Origin of the sequence: Paraburkholderia edwinii, assembly GCF_019428685.1 — a bacterium.
In the GTDB taxonomy this organism is placed as follows: domain Bacteria; phylum Pseudomonadota; class Gammaproteobacteria; order Burkholderiales; family Burkholderiaceae; genus Paraburkholderia; species Paraburkholderia edwinii.
This window is the reverse complement of record NZ_CP080095.1, coordinates 3,477,711-3,495,527: the sequence shown is the minus strand read 5'-3', so window position 1 is coordinate 3,495,527 and position 17,817 is coordinate 3,477,711. Positions and strand designations below refer to the sequence as shown.

Sequence of the window (17,817 nt, the reverse complement as noted above, 5' to 3'; positions counted from 1 at the left end):
CGTCCGGCAATTTACGCACGCCTTACAAACGGGTCATACAACAACCGCGACGCAAAAACCGCGGGCCAAGGAGCCAACCATGAGACATCGAGACCAGGTCGCCGACGCATTCGGCTCGACCGCCGCTAACTATCTGACGAGCACCGTCCACGCGACGGGCAAGGATCTGCAGACGCTCGCGAAGCTCGTCGCGAAGGCGCCGAAAGGCTCGGTACTCGACATGGGCTGCGGCGCGGGGCACGCGAGCTTTGCGGTGGCGCCGCACGCGGAATCGGTGGTTGCCTACGATCTTGCACGCCCGATGCTCGCCACCGTCGACACGGCCGCAATCGATCGCGGTCTGGGCAATATCCGCACAAAGCAGGGCGCCGCGGAAAGCCTGCCCTTCGACGACGCCTCGTTCGACTGGGTGGTGAGCCGCTTCAGCGCGCATCACTGGCACGACGTGCCGCTGGCGCTCGCCGAAGCGCGCCGCGTGCTGAAGCCGGGCGGCCGCGCGCTTTTTATCGATATCGCGGGCGCCGATCATCCGCTTATCGATTCGCACTTGCAGGCGGTCGAGTTATTGCGCGACGGCTCGCATATCCGCGATTACCGCGCCGACGAGTGGCTTGCGTTTTTCGAGCAGGCCGGTTTTACCGCGAAGGTAAAAGAGCGCTGGCGGCTGCCGATCGACTTCGACGCATGGGTCACGCGCATGCGCACGCCGGCGCTGCGCGTGAGCGCGATCCGCTCGCTGTGGGAGAGTGCGCCGGAAGAAGTCAGGGACTACTTCGCGGTGCAGGCGGATGGATCTTTCGAACTCGATACGCTGATGATCGAAGCGCATTAACGAAGTAGGGCACGCGGTGCATCGACGCCACCGCGTGCCCTTGCAACGACTAACCGCAGAAACCGTGCTTAACCGGTATTGCGCAAACCGGCGGCAATCCCGTTAATCGTTAGATGAATCCCGCGCCGCAAGCGCGTGTTCTTGTCGCCCGCGCGATGGCGCTTCAGCAACTCGACCTGCAGATGGTTCAGCGGATCGAGATACGGGAAGCGGTTCTTGATCGAGCGCGCGAGCAGCGGATTATCGGCGAGCCGGTCCTTCTTGCCCGTGATTTCCGACAGCACGTCCGACGTGCGCTCCCACTCCGCGACGATGCGCTCGAACACGAGCTTGCGCAGCTTCTTGTCTGCAACGAGCTGCGCGTAGCGCGAGGCGACCGCGAGGTCGGTCTTCGCGAGCACCATGTCCATATTCGACAGCAGGTTCGAAAAGAACGGCCACGTCTTGTGCATCTGGCGCAGCAGCTGCACGCGGCGCGAGCGTTCGCTGTCGTTGGACGACGCGTCGAGCCAGCCGCCGACCGCGCTGCCGAAGCCGTACCAGCCCGTCAGCAGCAGACGGCATTGGCCCCACGAAAAACCCCATGGAATCGCGCGCAGATCTTCGATCTTGCGGTTCTTCGGGTCCTGCAGCTTGCGCGAGGCGGGCCGGCTGCCGATATTGAGCTCGGCGATCTCGGTGATCGGCGTCGACGCGAAGAAGTACTCGACAAAGCCCGGCGTTTCGTAGACAAGCGCGCGGTACGCCTGCATCGCTGCGTCGGAGAGGCTTTGCATCGTTTCCTCGAAGACGGACAGTTGCGCGGGCAGCTGCGCCGGCGCATTGCCGTGCGGCGCGAGCGACGCTTCGAGCGTCGCCGCAATCACGGTTTCGAGATTGCGCCGGCCGATCGCCGGATTGCCGAACTTGCTCGCGATCACTTCGCCCTGTTCGGTCAGGCGGATCTGCCCGTCGACGGTGCCAGGCGGCTGCGACAGAATCGCCTGATAGGTCGGGCCGCCGCCGCGGCCGACTGTGCCGCCGCGACCGTGGAAAAGCCGCAGCGTGACGCCGCGTTCGTTGAAAAGCGACACGAGCGCGAGTTCCGCGCGATACAGCTCCCAGTTCGACGTCAGGAAGCCGCCGTCCTTGTTGCTGTCCGAGTAGCCGAGCATGACTTCCTGCTCGTTGCCCTGATGCTCAATGATCGCTTCGATACCGGGCAGCGCCATCAGGTCGCGCATGATGTGCGGCGCGTTGCGCAAGTCGGGGATCGTTTCGAACAGCGGAATGACCATCACGCCCGCGCGCGCCGGTGCATGCGCGGCGCCGAACAGACCCTGCAGCAGGCCGGTTTCCTTCTGCAGCAACATCACTTCGACGAGATCGCTGACCGTCTCGGTGTGCGAAATGATGTAGTTGCGCACGGCGCGGAGGCCGAATTTCTGGCGGATCACGCGTGCTTCCTCGAGCACGCCGAGCTCGCTTTTGACGAGATCCGAATACTCGATGTACGGCGAGCGCAACAGACGCGGCTGCGCAAGCTCGGCAAGCAGGACTTCGAGCTTTTCAGCTTCAGGCAGCGCAGCGTAGTTGTCGACCACGCCCGCGCGCTGCAGCAGTTCCGCGATCACCGCTTCGTGCACATCGGAGCTTTGGCGCAGGTCGATCGACGCGAGATGGAAGCCGAACACTTCGGCCGCCCGCACGAGCGGCGAGAGCCGCGGCGTCGCGAGCGATTCGCCGTGATGCTGCGCAAGCGATTCGGTCAGCACGTCGAGATCGCGCACGAATTCGTCGGCGTCGGCGTACGGTTTCGCATCGCGGCTTGCCTGCCGCATCGCGACGACGCCTTCGCCAAGCCGCTCGCGCGCGGTGGCCGCCATGCGCGCGTAGACGCCGATCAGCGCGCGACGGTACGGCTCGTCGACGCGATGCGGCGAGCGGTCCGGCGATGCATCGGCCAAGGCCTTCAGCGCATCGCTGCTGCCGGCGAGCAGGTACGACACGGCGAGTTCGGCGCCGAGCTGGTGAATTTCTTCGAGGTAGTGCTCGAAGATCACGGTTGCCTGGCGCGAGATCGCGAGTTCGAGCGTCTCGGCGGTCACATTCGGATTGCCGTCGCGGTCGCCGCCGATCCAGCTGCCCATCTGGAAGAACGGCGGCAGACGCGAGGCGAGACCATGTTCGGCAAGCGCCGCCTCGATGTCCGCATAGAGCGCGGGAATCTCGGCGAGAAACGTCGCGCGGTAATACGACAGCGCGTTCTCGATTTCATCGGCGACGGTCAGGCGCGAGTCGCGCAACATCCGCGTTTGCCACAGCGACGTCACGCGCGCGCGCAGCAAAGCGTCGTTTTGCGCACGCTCGCGCGCGGTCAGCGGCTGGTCGCGTTCGGCAAGCAGGCGCGCGACGTCGTGTTGCGCATCGAGAATGCTTTTACGCTGCACCTCGGTCGGGTGCGCGGTCAGTACCGGCACGATCAGCGCGTCGTCGAAGAATTGCTGCACGACCGGCGTCGGCGCCGCGCCGGCCTTGTCGAGCCGCTCGAGCGCATGCGCGACCGTACCGGGCTGCGCGGACGAGCCGGCCAGCTCGTGAATCCGGCGGCGCCGGTTGTGATGGCGGTCTTCCGCGATATTCGCGAGGTGCGAGAAAAAGCTGAATGCGCGCACGACGCTGACGGTCTGCGCGGGGTTCAGCGCGCGCAGCTTCTTGTCGAGCGTCTGCGCGGCGACGCTGTCGTCCTCGCGCCGAAAGCGCACCGCCGTCTGGCGGATCGTCTCGACGACGTCGAACACCGCATCGCCTTCCTGCTCGCGCACCACATCGCCGAGCAGGCGGCCCAGATAGCGGATGTCTTCGAAAAGCGGCTGGTCCTTGTCTTCGCGCGTGCGGCCGTCTTTCGGCGCGGCCGCGGCGAGCAGGGCGGCGGCGCCGTCGAGCGTGTTGGCGCGGGCCACCGCACGCGGCTTCGCGCGGCTTTTATCGGCAAGCGTGGTAGCCGCCGCGCCAGCGGCGCCGTTGGCACCCGCTTTGGCGGGCTTGCCTTTGTGCGCCTTGCTGTCCGCAACGTTTTTATTCGCGGCGGCGGCTTTGGCTGCTTTGACGACCTTGGGGGCCTTGGGCAGCTTCGCGGTCTGCGCGAGCTTCGGCGGCTTGACCGGCTTGACCGGTTTGACGGCCTTGTCCGCTTTCTCGACGCGTGCCGCCTGGGTGATGCGTTGTGTGCGGCCGGCGTTCGCGCCGTTGGCGCTGCCCTTGTTATTCGCATTGCTGCCGGCCGGGGCCGCGTCAGTCGCCGCGGTTGATTGCGCCTGGGCGCGAGCGGCGGGTTCGATGCCGCTTTCAGGCGATGCAGTATTGCGGCGCGCGGCGCGCGCCGATCCGGAAGACGTCACGATGGGTTTCCTCGGAAAGCCAGGGTCTAAAGGTCTAAATAACGGTCTAGAGAGAGAGGAACTGCCACTGCGGGTACTGCATGGGGGGCTGCCCGGGGTTCTGCCTGATGTTGCCACATCCGTTGCCACATCCGCTCACTGCGGCGGCAACGCATTGCATCATCGCGCAGGCCGCGTAGGGACGCGCGAACGACCGTGCACGTGTATTGCTCGATTCCATTGTTTCATCCTGATCGCTACGCGTGCCTTGCGCGATGCGCGGCGCGCTGTCTCCTTTCTTGTCTGCGTTGTCGGGCAAGGCTGTGCGGCCGGACAATAGACCGCGGCAGAACCGCGGGCCGGCGCTTAAGCGCGTGCTAACATTGTTTTTTATCGATCCCGCTATTCACTTTTGACTCAGCAATGAATCCCGAGACGCTCTCAGCGACTCCACCCAGCACGCTCGTGATCGCCTCGCGTGAAAGCCGCCTGGCGATGTGGCAGGCCGAGCATGTGCGGTGTGCGCTGCACAAATTATATCCATCCTGCGACGTCAAAATTCTCGGGCTCACTACACGCGGCGATCAGATTCTCGATCGCACGCTCTCGAAGGTCGGCGGCAAGGGGCTGTTCGTCAAGGAGCTCGAAAACGCGCTGGCCGACGGCCGCGCCGATCTCGCCGTGCATTCGCTTAAAGATGTGCCGATGGAATTGCCGCCGGGCTTCGCGTTGAGCACGATCCTCGAGCGCGAGGACGCGCGCGACGCATTCGTATCGAACGACTACGACGCGCTGTCGGCGCTGCCGCCGGGCAGCGTGGTCGGCACCTCGAGCCTGCGGCGCGAGGCCAATCTGCGCGCGCGCTTTCCCGAACTGATCGTCAAGCCGTTACGCGGCAACCTCGATACGCGTCTTGCGAAGCTCGACCGCGGCGACTATGCGGCGATTATTCTCGCGGCAGCGGGCCTGAAGCGCCTCGGCCTCGCGGATCGCATCCGTGGGCTGCTCGATCCGCTCGACAGTCTGCCCGCGGCGGGTCAGGGCGCGCTCGGCATCGAGATCCGTGCCGACCGCGCCGAGCTCGCGGCGTGGCTTGCGCCACTGCATCACGAACACACGGCGGCCGCGGTCGAAGCGGAGCGCATGGTGTCGCGCGCGCTCGGCGGCAGCTGCCAGGTGCCGCTCGCCGCGTATGCGACGTGGCATGACGGCGCGTTGCACCTGCGCGCGCTCGTCGCGACGCCGGACGGCCAGCGCGTGCTGCACGCGCACGGCTCGTCACCTGCCGCGACTGTCGAGCGCGCGATCGAACTCGGCCGCGAAGTCGCGAGCGAACTCGAGAGCCAGGGCGCGCTCGAGATCGTGCGCGCGCTCAGCAGCGCGGACAGTTCCGCGTCCGATACGTGATGGAACGCGCGACGAGGCGTCTAACCGTCGTCCTCACGCGGCCCGCGGGCCAGTCCGATGCATTGGCCGCGCGGCTCGCCGCCGAAGGCGTCGAAACGGTCGATTTCCCGTTGATCGATATCGCGCCTGTCGCGGACGCCGGACCGCTCGACGCGGCGTTTGCCGCGCTCGCGAATTACGCGCTCGTCGTGTTTGTCTCGCCGAACGCGATCGACTGCGCATTCGCACGCTTCAACGCGATCTGGCCGCACGCGTTGCCGATCGGTGTCGTCGGGCCGGGCAGCGTCGCGGCGCTCGCGCGGCACGGCGTCGAAGCGCCCGCGTATCAGGTGATCAGCCCGGCCGCGCATGGTGCGCACGGCGCCGATGAAAGCGGCCAAAGCGGTGGCAAAAGCAACAGCCACGACGGTGGCAAAAGCAACAACGAAAGCAGCCAGACCGGCGCCGACGGCAACGTCAACGGCAACGGCCGCGACATCGACGGCGGCCGCTTCGATTCCGAAGGCCTCTACGCCGCGCTCGAAGCGACGCTCGGCGCGAACGCATTCGAGGGCAAGCGAGTACTGATCGTGCGCGGCGACGGCGGTCGCGAATGGCTCGCGGACCGCCTGCGCGAAGCGGGCGCTGAAGTCGAGGCCGTGGCGGCGTACCGGCGCATCGTGCCGGAGCCGTCGGTACGCACATGGGAACGCATTCACGCCTTGCTCGCAGGTGAGCCGCATGTATGGCTCGTCACGAGTTCCGAAGGCGTGCGCAACCTGGGCGAGCTCGCGCGCGATCATCTGACCGCCGACGAAATCGTTCAACTGAAGCGCGCGCCGTTCGTCGCGCCCCATCCGCGCATTGCCGAAACCGCGCGGGCATTGGGTTTTGATAGCATTACGGTGTCGGGCGCAGGCGACGAACGTATCGCCCGCGCGTTGCTGTCCGCCGTCGCGCTTCCCGAAGTTCAACCGGTTCAGACCAACCCGGCTCAAGCACGCATGACTGATTCGACCGCATCCACGAACCCTTCCTCGCCGCCGGCGGCCGCGAGGCCTCTGCCGCCGAACCAGCCGTTTACACCGTACGAGGCGCAACCGCCGCGCCGTGGCCGCGGCACCGGGCTGCTGTGGTTCGTCATCATCGTCGTGGTGCTGGCGGCGGCCGCGGGCGGCATCACGCTGAACCGCAAGCTGATCCGCCTCGATCAGGAGTTGACGAAGCGCCAGCAGGTCAACGATGCACAAACCTCCGAACTGCGCGTGAAGACCGAGCAGGCGCTCGCCACGGTGCGCGGCGTCGATACGCAGATGTCGCAGCTCGAAGGCAAGCTCGCCGATGCGCAGAACGCTCAGCAGGCGCTGCAGCAGCAATACGCCGATCTCGCGCGCAATCGCGACGACTGGACCATGGCCGAAGTCGGCCAGATGCTGTCGAGCGCGAGCGAGCAGCTGCAGCTAACGGGCAATACGCAGCTCGCGCTGTTCGCGCTGCAAAGCGCCGATACGCGCCTCGCCGCATCGGACAACCCGCAGGCGCTCGCGGTGCGCAAGGCGATCGGTCAGGACATCGACAAGCTGAAGGCCGCGCCGTCCACCGATCTGACGGGCCTGGCGATCAAGCTCGATAACGCGATCGAAATGGTCGACAGCCTGCCGCTCGCCGGCGAAGCGCCGATCGCGCATGCGACGCCGCACGCGTCCGCGCCTGGCGACACCGGCAAGATCGCCGCGGCGACCGGCGAGCCGCGCTGGAAAGTGTGGTGGCAGGGCTTCGTGTCCGGCATCGGTCAGCAACTGGCGAGCCTCGTGCAGGTGCGCCGCATCGACAATGCCGACGCGCTGATGGTCGCGCCGGACCAGGGCTACTTCCTGCGCGAGAACCTGAAGCTGCGCCTGCTGTCCGCGCGCCTCGCACTGCTCGCGCGCAACGAGACGACGCTGCGTTCGGACCTGCAAGCGGCCGACGCGACGCTCGCGCATTACTTCGATGCGTCGTCGAAGAACACGCAGACCGTGCGCGGCCTCGTGAAGGACGTCGACGATGCGGCAGGCGCAGTCCAGGTGCCGAATCTCGACACGAGCCTGCAAGCCGTTCATCAATACCGTAGCCGGAGTTGACGATGGCGCTTCGAGGACTCCTGTGGCTCGCTTTCCTGTTCGTGATCGCGGTCGTGCTCGCGCTGGCGGGGCGTTTCGATACGGGGCAGGTGCTGATCGTCTATCCGCCGTACCGCGTCGATATCTCGCTGAATCTGTTCGTCGTCGCATTGGTGGTCGTGTTTATCGTGCTGTATGCGGCGACGCGCATCGTCCGCAATATCTGGCGCATGCCGCAGCGCGTAGCCGCGTATCGCGCGCGCACGCGCATCGCGAAGGCGCATACGGCGCTGCGCGATGCGATCGGCAATCTGTATGCGGGGCGTTTTTCGCGCGCGGAGAAGGCGGCGCGCGATTCGCTCGCGCATGACGCGAACCGCGGCGCGGCCGGCCTGATCGCCGCCAATGCCGCACATCGCATGCACGAGTACGCGCGCCGCGACGAATGGCTCGCGAAGATCGATTCGCCCGACTGGCAGGACGCGCGTCTGATGGCGACCGCCGATATGCGCGCCGATGGCCGCGATGCGGACGGTGCGCTGGCCGCGCTGCTCGAAATGCAGTCGCAGGGCGGGCGGCGCATTCACGCGCAGCAGATCGCGCTGCGCGCGCAGCAGCAGCTGAAGAACTGGGGCGAAGTGCTGAAGCTCGTGAAGACGCTCGAGAAGCGCGAGGCGATTCACCCGGCTGTTGCCGTGCGGCTGCGGCAGCTTGCGGCCGAGAATCTGCTGCGCGACCGTCGTCACAACGGCGATGCGCTGCTCGAGCTGTGGAACTCGCTGTCGCCTACGGAACGGCATTCGCCGCGCCTCGCCGATCTCGCCGCCGAACTGCTGGTCGCGCTGAACCGTCCGCAGGACGCGCGCAAGATCGTCGAGGAAGCGCTCGCGCAGAACTGGGACGCGCGGCTATTGCGCCGCTATCCGGACACCGCGGGCGGCGACGCGCTGCCGCTCATTCAGAAGGCCGAAGGATGGCAGAAGGAACGCCCCGACGATGCCGATCTGCTGTTCACGCTGGGCCGGTTGTGTCTGCATCAGCAACTATGGGGCAAGGCGCAGTCGTTCCTGGAGTCGGCGCTGAAGATGGCCGACAACGAGACCTTGAAGATCCGTTCGCATCGCGCGCTTGCGCGACTGCATGAACAGCTTGGCGATTCGGCGAAGGCCAGCGAGCACTATCGCGAGAGTGCGCTGGCGATGAACGTGACCTGAATGTAACCTGAGCGGGACGGCGCGGCGCGCTTGCCGCCTGCATTGCTGCTTGCGAGTATCGCTGCTTGTATGTTCTGAGTTGAGCGAACAAAACCCGGTGGTCCGTCGCTACGGTCACCGGGTTTTTGTTATCGGTTCACCAGCCGCTTCGGCACACCCACCGCCAGCAGTCCGCCGAGCACCATGAACGCCGCAAGCAGATACATGCCCGTCGCATTCGAGGCGGTCGCCTCTTTGAGCCAGCCCACCGCATAGGGGCCGAGAAAGCCGGCGAGATTGCCGATCGAGTTGATCATCGCGATACCGGCCGCCGCGCCGGCGCCGGCCAGAAATGCGGTCGGCAGACTCCAGAACAGCGGTAGCGTGGTTAGAATGCCCATCGTCGCAAGCGTCAGCGAGATCATCGCGAGCAGCGTGCTGTGGGCCCAGAGCACCGACAGCACGAGCCCGAGCGCGCCCGCGAACGCCGGAATCGCGACGTGCCAGCGCCGCTCGCGCGTGCGGTCCGCGCTGCGCGACACGAGCACCATCGCGACGACCGCCGCGGCGAACGGAATGGCCGACAGCAGACCGATGGTGAATGCGTCGCTGACGCCGGTCGCCTTGATGATCGTCGGCAGCCAGAAGCTCACGCCATAGAGGCCCATCACGAACGAAAAATAGATGGCGCTCATCAGCCAGACACGCGGACTCGCGAGCACGGTGCCGATCGACGGGTCTTCTTTGGTCGCGTCTTCAGCGGCGATATTGCGTTCGAGCAGTTGACGTTCTTCGGCGGTCAGCCATTGCGCTTTGCCGATGCGGTCGTCGAGCACGATAAACACGACGATACCGACGACGATCGACGGCAGCCCTTCGAGCAGGAACAGCCACTGCCAGCCGTGCCAGCCGTTCAGTCCGTCGCACGCCTTCAGGATAAAGCCCGAGATCGGGCCGCCGACCACGCCCGATAACGCGATCGCGGTCATGAACCACGTCGTCATCCGGCCGCGCCGGTGCGCGGGATACCAGTAGGTCAGATAGAGAATGATGCCGGGGAAAAAGCCTGCTTCGGCGAGGCCGAGCAGAAAGCGCATCACGTAAAACATGGTCGGCGTGGTGACGAACATCGTGAGCGCCGAGATGATGCCCCAGGACACCATGATCCGCGCGATCCAGACGCGCGCGCCGACGCGGTGAAGAATCATGTTGCTCGGAATTTCGAAGATGAAATAGCCGAGAAAGAAGATGCCCGCGCCGAAGCCATAAACGGCGTCGCTCAGACTGAGATCGGCCTGCATCTGCAGCTTTGCGAAGCCGACGTTCACGCGGTCGAGGTAGGCGACCACATAGCAGAGCATCAGGAGCGGCGTGAGACGCCACGCCACCTTGCGGTAGGTCGCTTCTTCGAAAGTGGAGGGCGGCATCCCCGCGCCGGACGGATGAAGCGGATTCGCTGGACTGGCCATCGGTGTCTCCTCGTTCTTTCCGAAAGGAAGTGCCGCCGATGGCGATTCTAGTCCCGCTTCGGGCGCTTTAAGGCGTTTGAAAGTTCGGGGAAAACCCGCGTCTACACGCAGCGCCCGCCGTCCACTTCGAGACACACGCCGGTGACGAACGCAGCGTCGTCCGAGGCCAGAAACACGCACGCGTTGGCAATGTCCTGCGGTGTCGAAAAGCGGCCAAGCGGAATCGTCGCGAGAAACTTGCGGCGGTTTTCCGGCGTGTCTTCCATGCCCATGAATTCGGGCAACAGCGCGGTTTCGCCGATCACCGGGTTCACGCAATTCACGCGGATGCGGTCCGCCCCGAGTTCGACCGCCAGCGACTTGCTCGCGACGATCACCGCGCCCTTGCTGCCGTTGTACCAGACGAGCCCGGGCCGCGGTCGTACGCCCGCGGTCGACGCGATATTGACGAACACGCCGCCGCCGCGTTCGCGGAAATACGGCACGAACTCGCGCACGCTCCAGTAGATGCCTTTGACGTTGACCGCGTAGACGCGGTCGAACTCGGCTTCGCTGACGTCGAGCACGGGCTTGTTGCGATGCGTGGTGCCCGCGTTGTTCACGACGATCTCGACGCTGCCGAAGTCTTCGAGCGCGGCGCGGCGCAACTGCTGCCAGTCCTCGGCGCGCGTGATGTCGCCCGTGACCGCGATCGCCTTGCCACCCGCGAGCGCGATTTCGCTTGCGACGCGCTCGGCCGCGGCGCCGTTGATATCGTTGACGACGACGTTCGCGCCTTCACGCGCATACGTCTTTGCAATGCCTTCGCCGAAGCCCGAGCCGCCGCCCGTGACGAGGGCGGTTTTGCCTGTCAGTCGCATGATGTCTCCAATGTTGTTGGTTGTGCTTCACAGCGTGCTGCTTGTGTTTTGCGCGTGTTTCGCGCGTGTTTCGCGCGTGTTTCGCGCGGGCGCACGCGCCCGCTGCACTGTGCTGCTCGTGCCCGGCCGTACCTCAGCCGTACCTCAGCCGTGCCGTATCGCCACGGTCTTCAGCACCGTGAATCCGTAAAGCGCCTCGAAGCCTTTCTCCCGGCCATGCCCCGAATGCTTGACGCCGCCGAACGGCAACTCGACGCCGCCGCCCGCGCCATAGTTGTTGATAAACACCTGCCCCGAGCGCACGCGCCGCGCAACGCGCAATTGCCGCGCGCCGTCGCGCGTCCAGATGCCGGCGACGAGCCCGTACGGCGTGCCGTTCGCAAGCGCCAGCGCTTCGTCTTCATCGGCGAACGGCAGCGCCGCGAGCACCGGACCGAACACCTCCTCGCGCGCGAGCCGATGCTGCGGCGGCACATCGCGCAACAGCGTCGGCGCCTGATAGAAGCCGCTTTCCGGCGCTTCGGCGATCACATGGCCTTGCGCGGCCATCGCAATGCTGTCGTGCTGCGCGTCGGACAGAAAGTCCCACACGCGCTGTTGCTGCTTCGCGCTGATCAACGGCCCGCAGTCGAGATCCGCATGCGACGGCCCGACGCGCAGCGCGTTGAATGCAGTCGCGAGCCGGTCGACCAACGGCTCGTAGGCTGACCGCTCGATCAGCACGCGGCTGCCCGCCGAGCACGTCTGCCCGGCGTTCTGCACGATCGCGGACACGAGCACCGGCAGCGCGGCGTCGAAGTCCGCGTCGGCGAACACGATTTGCGGCGATTTGCCGCCGAGCTCGAGCGTGACCGGCACATGGTTCTCGGCGGCCATCTGCGTGACGAGCTTGCCGGTTTCCGGCGACCCGGTGAACGAGATATGGTCGACGCCCGGATGTTTCGCGAGCGCCGCCCCCGCTTCATGGCCGTAGCCGGTCACGATATTGAGCGCGCCGGCCGGCAGGCCCGCCTCGGCGGCGAGTTCGGCGACGCGCAGCACCGACAGGCACGCGTCTTCCGCGGGCTTCACGACGCAAGCGTTGCCCGCGGCGAGCGCCGCGCCCGCGCTGCGGCCGAAGATCTGCATCGGGTAGTTCCACGGCACGATATGGCCGGTCACGCCGTGCGGCTCGCGGATCGTGAACACCGTGTAGCCGGCCTGATACGGCAGCGTCTCGCCGTGCAGCTTGTCGGCGGCACCCGCATAGAACTCGAAGTAGCGGGCGAGCGCCGCCGCGTCCGCGCGCGCCTGGCGCAACGGCTTGCCGGTGTCGCGCGCTTCGAGCTGCGCGAGCTCCTCGTGGCAGGTGCCGACCAGCATCGCGAGCCGATAGAGCAGGCGCCCGCGCTCGGCGGCGCTCAGCGCGCCCCATGCGCCGTCGAAGGCGCGCCGCGCGGCCGTGACAGCCACGTCGATATCGGCTGCGTTGCCGCGCGCGAGACGCGCAAACGGCTGGCCGTCGGACGGGTCGATCACGGCGATCGAGTCGCCGCCCGCCGCCGCGGTCCATTCGTTGCCGATGAAGTGTTTCGCTTCTTCCATGCATGCTCCTTGTTCGAAAGGGATGATTGGAGGCCCGGCGACGTTCCTGAAAACATGTCCCGTGCGGGGCGCTCGAAGCGACTGGCCGGTGCGGGATGCGCAGAGCGGGGCGAATGCGGTGTGAATGCCGTACGAATGCGATACAAGCGCGATACAAGCGCGATACAAGTGCGGTTCAAGCGCAATAGCAGTACAAACACGATGCAAACGCGCTGCAAACGCACGAACACGCAAAAAGCCCGCGCCGCGGCCAGACGATACGTCGATTATCGCGCCGAATGCGCGCGGGCGGCACCGGCCGATTGGCTATAATGGCGCATTCCCGCGGCGATACGGGCCGGCAGCCGCCGGCGTTGTGCGTGGTTGCTGTTTGTAGTTGCTGGTTGTGATTGCCGTACGCGTCCCGCCAATCTCCTCATTCCATCGTCATCAGAGAGCGCCATGAGCTTCAACACTGTCCCTCCCGGCAAGGATCTGCCGCAAGACTTCAACGTCATCATCGAAATCCCCGCGCAAAGCGATCCGGTGAAGTACGAGGCCGACAAGGATCTGGGTCTGCTCGTCGTCGACCGCTTTATCGGCACCGGCATGCGCTATCCGGCGAACTACGGCTTCATTCCGCAGACGCTGTCGGGCGACGGCGACCCGGTCGACGTGCTCGTCGTCACGCCGTATCCGCTGCTGGCCGGCTCCGTGGTGCGCTGCCGCGCGCTCGGCATGCTGCAGATGACCGACGAGTCGGGCGTCGATGCGAAGCTCGTCGCCGTCGCGCAAGACAAGATCTGCCCCATGACCGCGCATATGAAGTCGATCGACGACGTGCCCGGTTTCCTGAAAGATCAGATCAAGCACTTCTTCGAGAACTACAAGGCGCTCGAGAAGGGCAAGTGGGTGAAGGTCGAAGGGTGGGCGGGCATCGACGCCGCGCACAAGGAAATTACCGACGGCGTGGCGAACTACAAGAAGTGAAGTAAAAGTGTCTGCCTGACCGTTTCCGGTCCGGTCGAGAAGCCGCGCGTGCCTGTACCGGGCCGCGCGGTTTTTTTATGCGGCGCTGGTGTTGGCGTTGGTGCTGGGGTCGGCTTCGCCGTCGTCGTCGGCGGCGACTTCGATGCGCGCGGGCATCACCGATTCGAGCGTGCGCGCGCCCGCCGCCAGCGCGTGCTTGCCTTTGGGCGGCAGGCGTTTCACCCAGTATTCGGCGCGCAACGCGCTAGCGCGATCCGCCAGCTCGAACGACGCCAGTAAGCGCACGGGTTTGCGCGAACGCGTATAGCGCGCGCCCGTGCCGTTGCAGTGCTTGTCGAAGCGCGCGGCGACGTCGATCGCAATGCCCGTGTAGACGCTGCCGTCGTCGCATTCGATCAGATAGAGGAACCACGGCGTCGTGCGCGTCATCGCGTTGCTTCAGCTTTTGAAGGGATTGTGCTCGCGCAGTTCGTCGACATACGCGTGGATGTGATTGGTCTCGTTATCGAGAAATTGCGCAACCGCATCGGAAAACGCGGGATGCGCGAGCCAATGTGTCGAGCGCGTGACAGTCGGCATAAAGCCGCGCGCCATCTTGTGCTCGCCCTGCGCGCCGCCTTCGAATACCGCGAATTTTTGCTCGATGCAGAACTCGAGCGGCTGATAGTACGCGGTCTCGAAGTGCAGGCAGGGCACATGTTCGACCGCGCCCCAGTAGCGGCCGTAGAGCGTGCCGCCCGTGCCGTCTTTCGTATCGTCGCGCTGGAACACGACGAGCGAACTCGCGATCGGCTTGCCGTCCGCTTCGGCAATCACCATCATCAGATTCTCCGGCATCGTTTCGCCGATCATGCGGAAGAAGTCGAGGTTCAGATAAGGGCTCGAAAAGTGTTCGCGGTACGTCTGCCGATAGCACTTGCTGAAGAAGCGCCAGTCCGCGTCCGAAATGTCCCGGCCGACGCGGCGCCGGAACGTCACGCCCGCTTCGCGCACCTTGCGCCGCTCCGCTCGGATGTTCTTGCGTTTCTTCTGCTCGAGCGTCGAGAGGAATTCGTCGAAGTCGCGATAGCCGTTGTTGAGCCAGTGAAACTGCACGCCTTCGCGTTGCATCATGCCGAGGTCGGTCAGCGCCTGTGCTTCGGTATCGGTTGGAAACAGCACGTGCAGCGACGACACATCGGCCTGTTCGGCGAACGCCACGAGCGTGGCCGCGAGGTGCCGCAGCGCGCGTGCATCGGTGGCCATCAGGCGCGTGCCCTGCACCGGCGTGAACGGTACCGCGCACAGCAGCTTGGGGTAGTACGCGAGGCCGTTGCGCTTGTAGGCGTCGGCCCATGCCCAGTCGAACACGTACTCGCCGTACGAGTGGCCCTTCATATAGACCGGCGCTGCCGCGGCGAGCCGGCCCGTGCGCGGGTCGGTCAGCGTGACGAATTGCGGCGCCCAGCCGGTATCCGGCACGGCGCAATGCGTGGCGTGCAGCGCACTCAGAAACGCGTGACGCAAGAACGGCGTCGGCTGAGCCTGGCTCGCGAGCAGCGCATTCCATTCGGCGGCGTCCACTTCGGACGGCGACGCCAGAATGCCCGTGAGATAATCAAAACGTTCCTGATTCAATCTGCCTGACCGTTCCCGATCCGATCTGACTCGCCGCATGCGCGGCGCGCCGTGTGTTTATCAAATGACGACTCGCATCGCTCTAGCCCAACTCAATGTCACCGTCGGCGACTTCGCCGGCAACGTCGCGAAGATCGTGGCCGCGGCCCGCGCCGCGCACAGCGATGGTGCGAAGCTGCTGATCGCGCCCGAACTCGCGTTGTCCGGCTATCCGCCCGAAGACCTGCTGCTGCGGCCCGCGTTCTATGCGGCCAGCGCTGCGGCGCTCGCCGATCTTGCGCTTGCGCTCAAACCTTTCGCCGGGCTTCACGTGGTGGTCGGTCATCCGCACCGCGACGTGGCAAACGGTCATGGTAATGCAAACGCGCCGATCGAGCGTGGGCTGCCACCGGTGGATACGTATAACGCCGCATCGTTGATCGTCGACGGCGCGGTGGTCGGCACCTACCTGAAGCAGGATCTGCCGAACACGGAAGTGTTCGACGAGAAGCGCTATTTTGCGTCCGATCCGCAGCCGTTCGTGTTCGAGCTCGACGGCGTGAAGTACGGTGTCGTGATCTGCGAAGACGTCTGGCATGCGTCGGCGGCGCAGCTTGCGAAGGCGGCCGGCGCGCAGGTACTGCTCGTGCCGAACGGCTCGCCGTATCACATGAACAAGGAAGCGATGCGCATCGATATCCTGCGCGCGCGGATTCGCGAGACCGGGCTGCCGATGGTCTACGTGAATATGGTCGGCGGGCAGGATGAACTCGTGTTCGACGGCGGCTCGTTCGTGCTCGATGCGCGCGGCGAGGTCGTCGCGAAGATGCCGCAGTTCACGGAAGGCCATGCGATCGTCGAGTTCGACGGCGCCAAGCCTGTCACGGCCACGATTGCGCCGGAGACGTCGATCGAGGCGCAGGTCTATGCGGCGCTCGTGCTCGGCGTGCGCGACTACATCAACAAGAACGGCTTTCCGGGCGCGATCATCGGCCTGTCGGGCGGCGTGGATTCGGCGCTCGTGCTGGCCGTCGCATGCGATGCGCTGGGGCCCGAGCGCGTGCGCGCGGTGATGATGCCGTCGCGCTACACGGCCGATATTTCGACCACGGACGCAGCCGATATGGCGCGGCGCGTCGGCGTGCGCTACGACGAAATCGCGATCGCGCCGATGTTCGAGGCATTCCGCGCATCGCTGGCCGGCGAATTCGCGGGACGCGCCGAAGATGCAACCGAGGAGAACATCCAGGCGCGCATTCGCGGCACGCTGCTGATGGCGCTGTCGAACAAGTTCGGTTCGCTCGTGCTGACCACTGGCAACAAGAGCGAGATGGCGGTGGGCTATTGCACGCTGTACGGCGATATGGCGGGCGGCTTCGCGGTGATCAAGGACATCGCGAAAACGCTGGTCTACCGTCTGTGCCACTACCGCAACGCCGCAACCGCCTACCCAAAGCGGGACATCATCCCCGAGCGCATTCTGACGCGCGCGCCTTCGGCCGAATTGCGCGATAACCAGACCGATCAGGACAGCCTGCCGCCGTACGACACGCTCGATGCGATCATGCGCATGTTCATGGAAGAAGACCGGTCGCTCGCGGAAATCGTCGCCGCGGGCTTTGCGGCGGAAGACGTAAAGCGCGTCACGCGTTTGATCAAGATCAACGAATACAAGCGGCGCCAGGCGCCGATCGGCATTCGGGTTACGCATCGCGCGTTCGGCCGCGACTGGCGGTACCCGATCACGTCGCGCTATACGGAGCCGCTCGCGTGAGCCTGGGCAAGCTTGCATGAGCTCACGTGAGCTTGCTTAGGCTTGCATGAGTTTGCTCGCGCCAGCTGGAGTGCGCGCTGCCGCGCTGGCAATGTGTCCGGCGCGGCGTAGAATCAAAAAACAAACCAGCATCCTGTTATCTTCGAACCCACACGAGGCTCGCTATGAAACGCATCACCGCAATCATCAAACCGTTCAAACTCGACGAAGTGCGTGAGGCGCTCGCGGAAGTAGGCCTGACGGGGCTCACCGTCACGGAAGTAAAGGGTTTCGGGCGCCAGAAAGGGCATACCGAGCTCTATCGCGGCGCCGAATATGTGGTCGACTTCTTGCCGAAGGTGAAGATCGAAGTGGTGGTCGCGAACGATCAGACCGATCAGGTTATCGATGCGATCATTGGCGCGGCGCGCACCGGGAAGATCGGCGACGGCAAGATCTTTGTCGCGGATGTCGAGCGCGTGATCCGTATCCGTACCGGCGAAGAGAACGAAGCGGCGGTATAAGCGGTTAAAGCAGCTTAAGCGGCTTTAACACGGTCAAGCGGTAGTGGCGCAAGCGCATCGGCCTTGTGCCCAAATCAGGTGCACGTGCAATGCGTGCACCCGTCTTTGCATAGGCGGCACCCTGAGCCGCTGTCCCATCTGAGTTGCTATCGAGGCCGTTGTCCGGGGCGCTATCCAGCGGAAATCCAAA

Annotated in this window: 13 protein-coding genes; 7 read left to right on the top strand and 6 right to left on the bottom strand. The window is 65.3% G+C overall.

The annotated features are described in order from the left end of the window. Nucleotides 1-79: 79 nt before the first annotated feature. Nucleotides 80-832, top strand: coding sequence for a class I SAM-dependent methyltransferase (locus tag KZJ38_RS15405; RefSeq protein WP_219796919.1), 753 nt, complete (start codon nucleotides 80-82; stop codon nucleotides 830-832). A 68-nt stretch (nucleotides 833-900) separates the two neighbouring features. On the opposite strand, the gene ppc is transcribed toward KZJ38_RS15405, so the two are convergent. Continuing rightward, nucleotides 901-4,212, bottom strand: a complete 3,312-nt coding sequence (gene ppc / locus KZJ38_RS15400) for a phosphoenolpyruvate carboxylase (RefSeq protein WP_219796917.1) — start codon at nucleotides 4,210-4,212, stop codon at nucleotides 901-903. A 402-nt stretch (nucleotides 4,213-4,614) separates the two neighbouring features. Between ppc and hemC the strand changes: the two genes are divergently transcribed. Genes hemC through KZJ38_RS15385 form a run of 3 tightly spaced genes read left to right on the top strand, consistent with a single transcriptional unit; the run spans nucleotide 4,615 to nucleotide 8,893 of the window. Beyond that, nucleotides 4,615-5,598, top strand: coding sequence for a hydroxymethylbilane synthase (hemC, locus tag KZJ38_RS15395; protein WP_219796915.1), 984 nt, complete (start codon nucleotides 4,615-4,617; stop codon nucleotides 5,596-5,598). Continuing rightward, nucleotides 5,598-7,700 (top strand): fused uroporphyrinogen-III synthase HemD/membrane protein HemX, encoded by a 2,103-nt coding sequence (gene hemDX, locus KZJ38_RS15390; RefSeq protein WP_219796913.1) that lies wholly within the window; start codon nucleotides 5,598-5,600, stop codon nucleotides 7,698-7,700. The genes hemC and hemDX overlap by 1 nt, the downstream gene beginning before the upstream one ends. Before the next feature lie 2 nt (nucleotides 7,701-7,702). After that, on the top strand, nucleotides 7,703-8,893 hold the full coding sequence (locus KZJ38_RS15385; RefSeq protein ID WP_219796911.1) for a heme biosynthesis protein HemY: 1,191 nt from the start codon (nucleotides 7,703-7,705) through the stop codon (nucleotides 8,891-8,893). Nucleotides 8,894-9,021: 128 nt separating this feature from the next. Here KZJ38_RS15385 and KZJ38_RS15380 read toward each other — a convergent pair whose 3' ends face one another. From KZJ38_RS15380 to KZJ38_RS15370, 3 genes are all read right to left on the bottom strand, one after another. Next, entirely contained in the window at nucleotides 9,022-10,341 is a 1,320-nt protein-coding gene (locus KZJ38_RS15380) for an MFS transporter (protein WP_219796910.1), read from the bottom strand. Between the two features lie 101 nt (nucleotides 10,342-10,442). Continuing rightward, nucleotides 10,443-11,201, bottom strand: coding sequence for an SDR family oxidoreductase (locus tag KZJ38_RS15375; RefSeq protein WP_219796908.1), 759 nt, complete (start codon nucleotides 11,199-11,201; stop codon nucleotides 10,443-10,445). A gap of 144 nt (nucleotides 11,202-11,345) precedes the next feature. Then, nucleotides 11,346-12,785 carry an aldehyde dehydrogenase family protein gene (locus KZJ38_RS15370; protein ID WP_219796906.1) on the bottom strand — a complete coding sequence of 480 codons (1,440 nt, stop codon included), beginning with the start codon at nucleotides 12,783-12,785 and terminating at the stop codon, nucleotides 11,346-11,348. Nucleotides 12,786-13,226: 441 nt separating this feature from the next. Here KZJ38_RS15370 and ppa point away from each other — a divergent pair, with 441 nt between their 5' ends. Further along, nucleotides 13,227-13,754, top strand: coding sequence for an inorganic diphosphatase (ppa, locus tag KZJ38_RS15365; protein ID WP_219796905.1), 528 nt, complete (start codon nucleotides 13,227-13,229; stop codon nucleotides 13,752-13,754). 75 nt (nucleotides 13,755-13,829) lie between these two features. On the opposite strand, the gene KZJ38_RS15360 is transcribed toward ppa, so the two are convergent. Both KZJ38_RS15360 and KZJ38_RS15355 read right to left on the bottom strand, forming a co-directional pair. Continuing rightward, nucleotides 13,830-14,183: a GIY-YIG nuclease family protein gene (locus KZJ38_RS15360; protein ID WP_219796903.1), complete on the bottom strand. Its 354-nt coding sequence runs from the start codon at nucleotides 14,181-14,183 to the stop codon at nucleotides 13,830-13,832. A gap of 9 nt (nucleotides 14,184-14,192) precedes the next feature. Then, entirely contained in the window at nucleotides 14,193-15,371 is a 1,179-nt protein-coding gene (locus KZJ38_RS15355; RefSeq protein WP_219796901.1) for a GNAT family N-acetyltransferase, read from the bottom strand. 64 nt (nucleotides 15,372-15,435) lie between these two features. Here KZJ38_RS15355 and KZJ38_RS15350 point away from each other — a divergent pair, with 64 nt between their 5' ends. Further along, nucleotides 15,436-17,124: an NAD+ synthase gene (locus KZJ38_RS15350; protein WP_219796899.1), complete on the top strand. Its 1,689-nt coding sequence runs from the start codon at nucleotides 15,436-15,438 to the stop codon at nucleotides 17,122-17,124. Nucleotides 17,125-17,288: 164 nt separating this feature from the next. Further along, entirely contained in the window at nucleotides 17,289-17,627 is a 339-nt protein-coding gene (glnK, locus tag KZJ38_RS15345; RefSeq protein WP_008342452.1) for a P-II family nitrogen regulator, read from the top strand. The last annotated feature ends 190 nt before the right edge of the window (nucleotides 17,628-17,817 follow it).

Coding starts and splice junctions, on each gene's coding strand:
- KZJ38_RS15350 (WP_219796899.1), top strand. CDS start 15,436: ATGACGACTCGCATCGCTCTAGCCCAACTCAATGTCACCGTCGGCGAC.
- KZJ38_RS15385 (WP_219796911.1), top strand. CDS start 7,703: ATGGCGCTTCGAGGACTCCTGTGGCTCGCTTTCCTGTTCGTGATCGCG.
- KZJ38_RS15370 (WP_219796906.1), bottom strand. CDS start 12,785: ATGGAAGAAGCGAAACACTTCATCGGCAACGAATGGACCGCGGCGGCG.
- glnK (WP_008342452.1), top strand. CDS start 17,289: ATGAAACGCATCACCGCAATCATCAAACCGTTCAAACTCGACGAAGTG.
- KZJ38_RS15405 (WP_219796919.1), top strand. CDS start 80: ATGAGACATCGAGACCAGGTCGCCGACGCATTCGGCTCGACCGCCGCT.
- KZJ38_RS15360 (WP_219796903.1), bottom strand. CDS start 14,183: ATGACGCGCACGACGCCGTGGTTCCTCTATCTGATCGAATGCGACGAC.
- KZJ38_RS15375 (WP_219796908.1), bottom strand. CDS start 11,201: ATGCGACTGACAGGCAAAACCGCCCTCGTCACGGGCGGCGGCTCGGGC.
- hemC (WP_219796915.1), top strand. CDS start 4,615: ATGAATCCCGAGACGCTCTCAGCGACTCCACCCAGCACGCTCGTGATC.
- KZJ38_RS15380 (WP_219796910.1), bottom strand. CDS start 10,341: ATGGCCAGTCCAGCGAATCCGCTTCATCCGTCCGGCGCGGGGATGCCG.
- hemDX (WP_219796913.1), top strand. CDS start 5,598: ATGGAACGCGCGACGAGGCGTCTAACCGTCGTCCTCACGCGGCCCGCG.
- ppa (WP_219796905.1), top strand. CDS start 13,227: ATGAGCTTCAACACTGTCCCTCCCGGCAAGGATCTGCCGCAAGACTTC.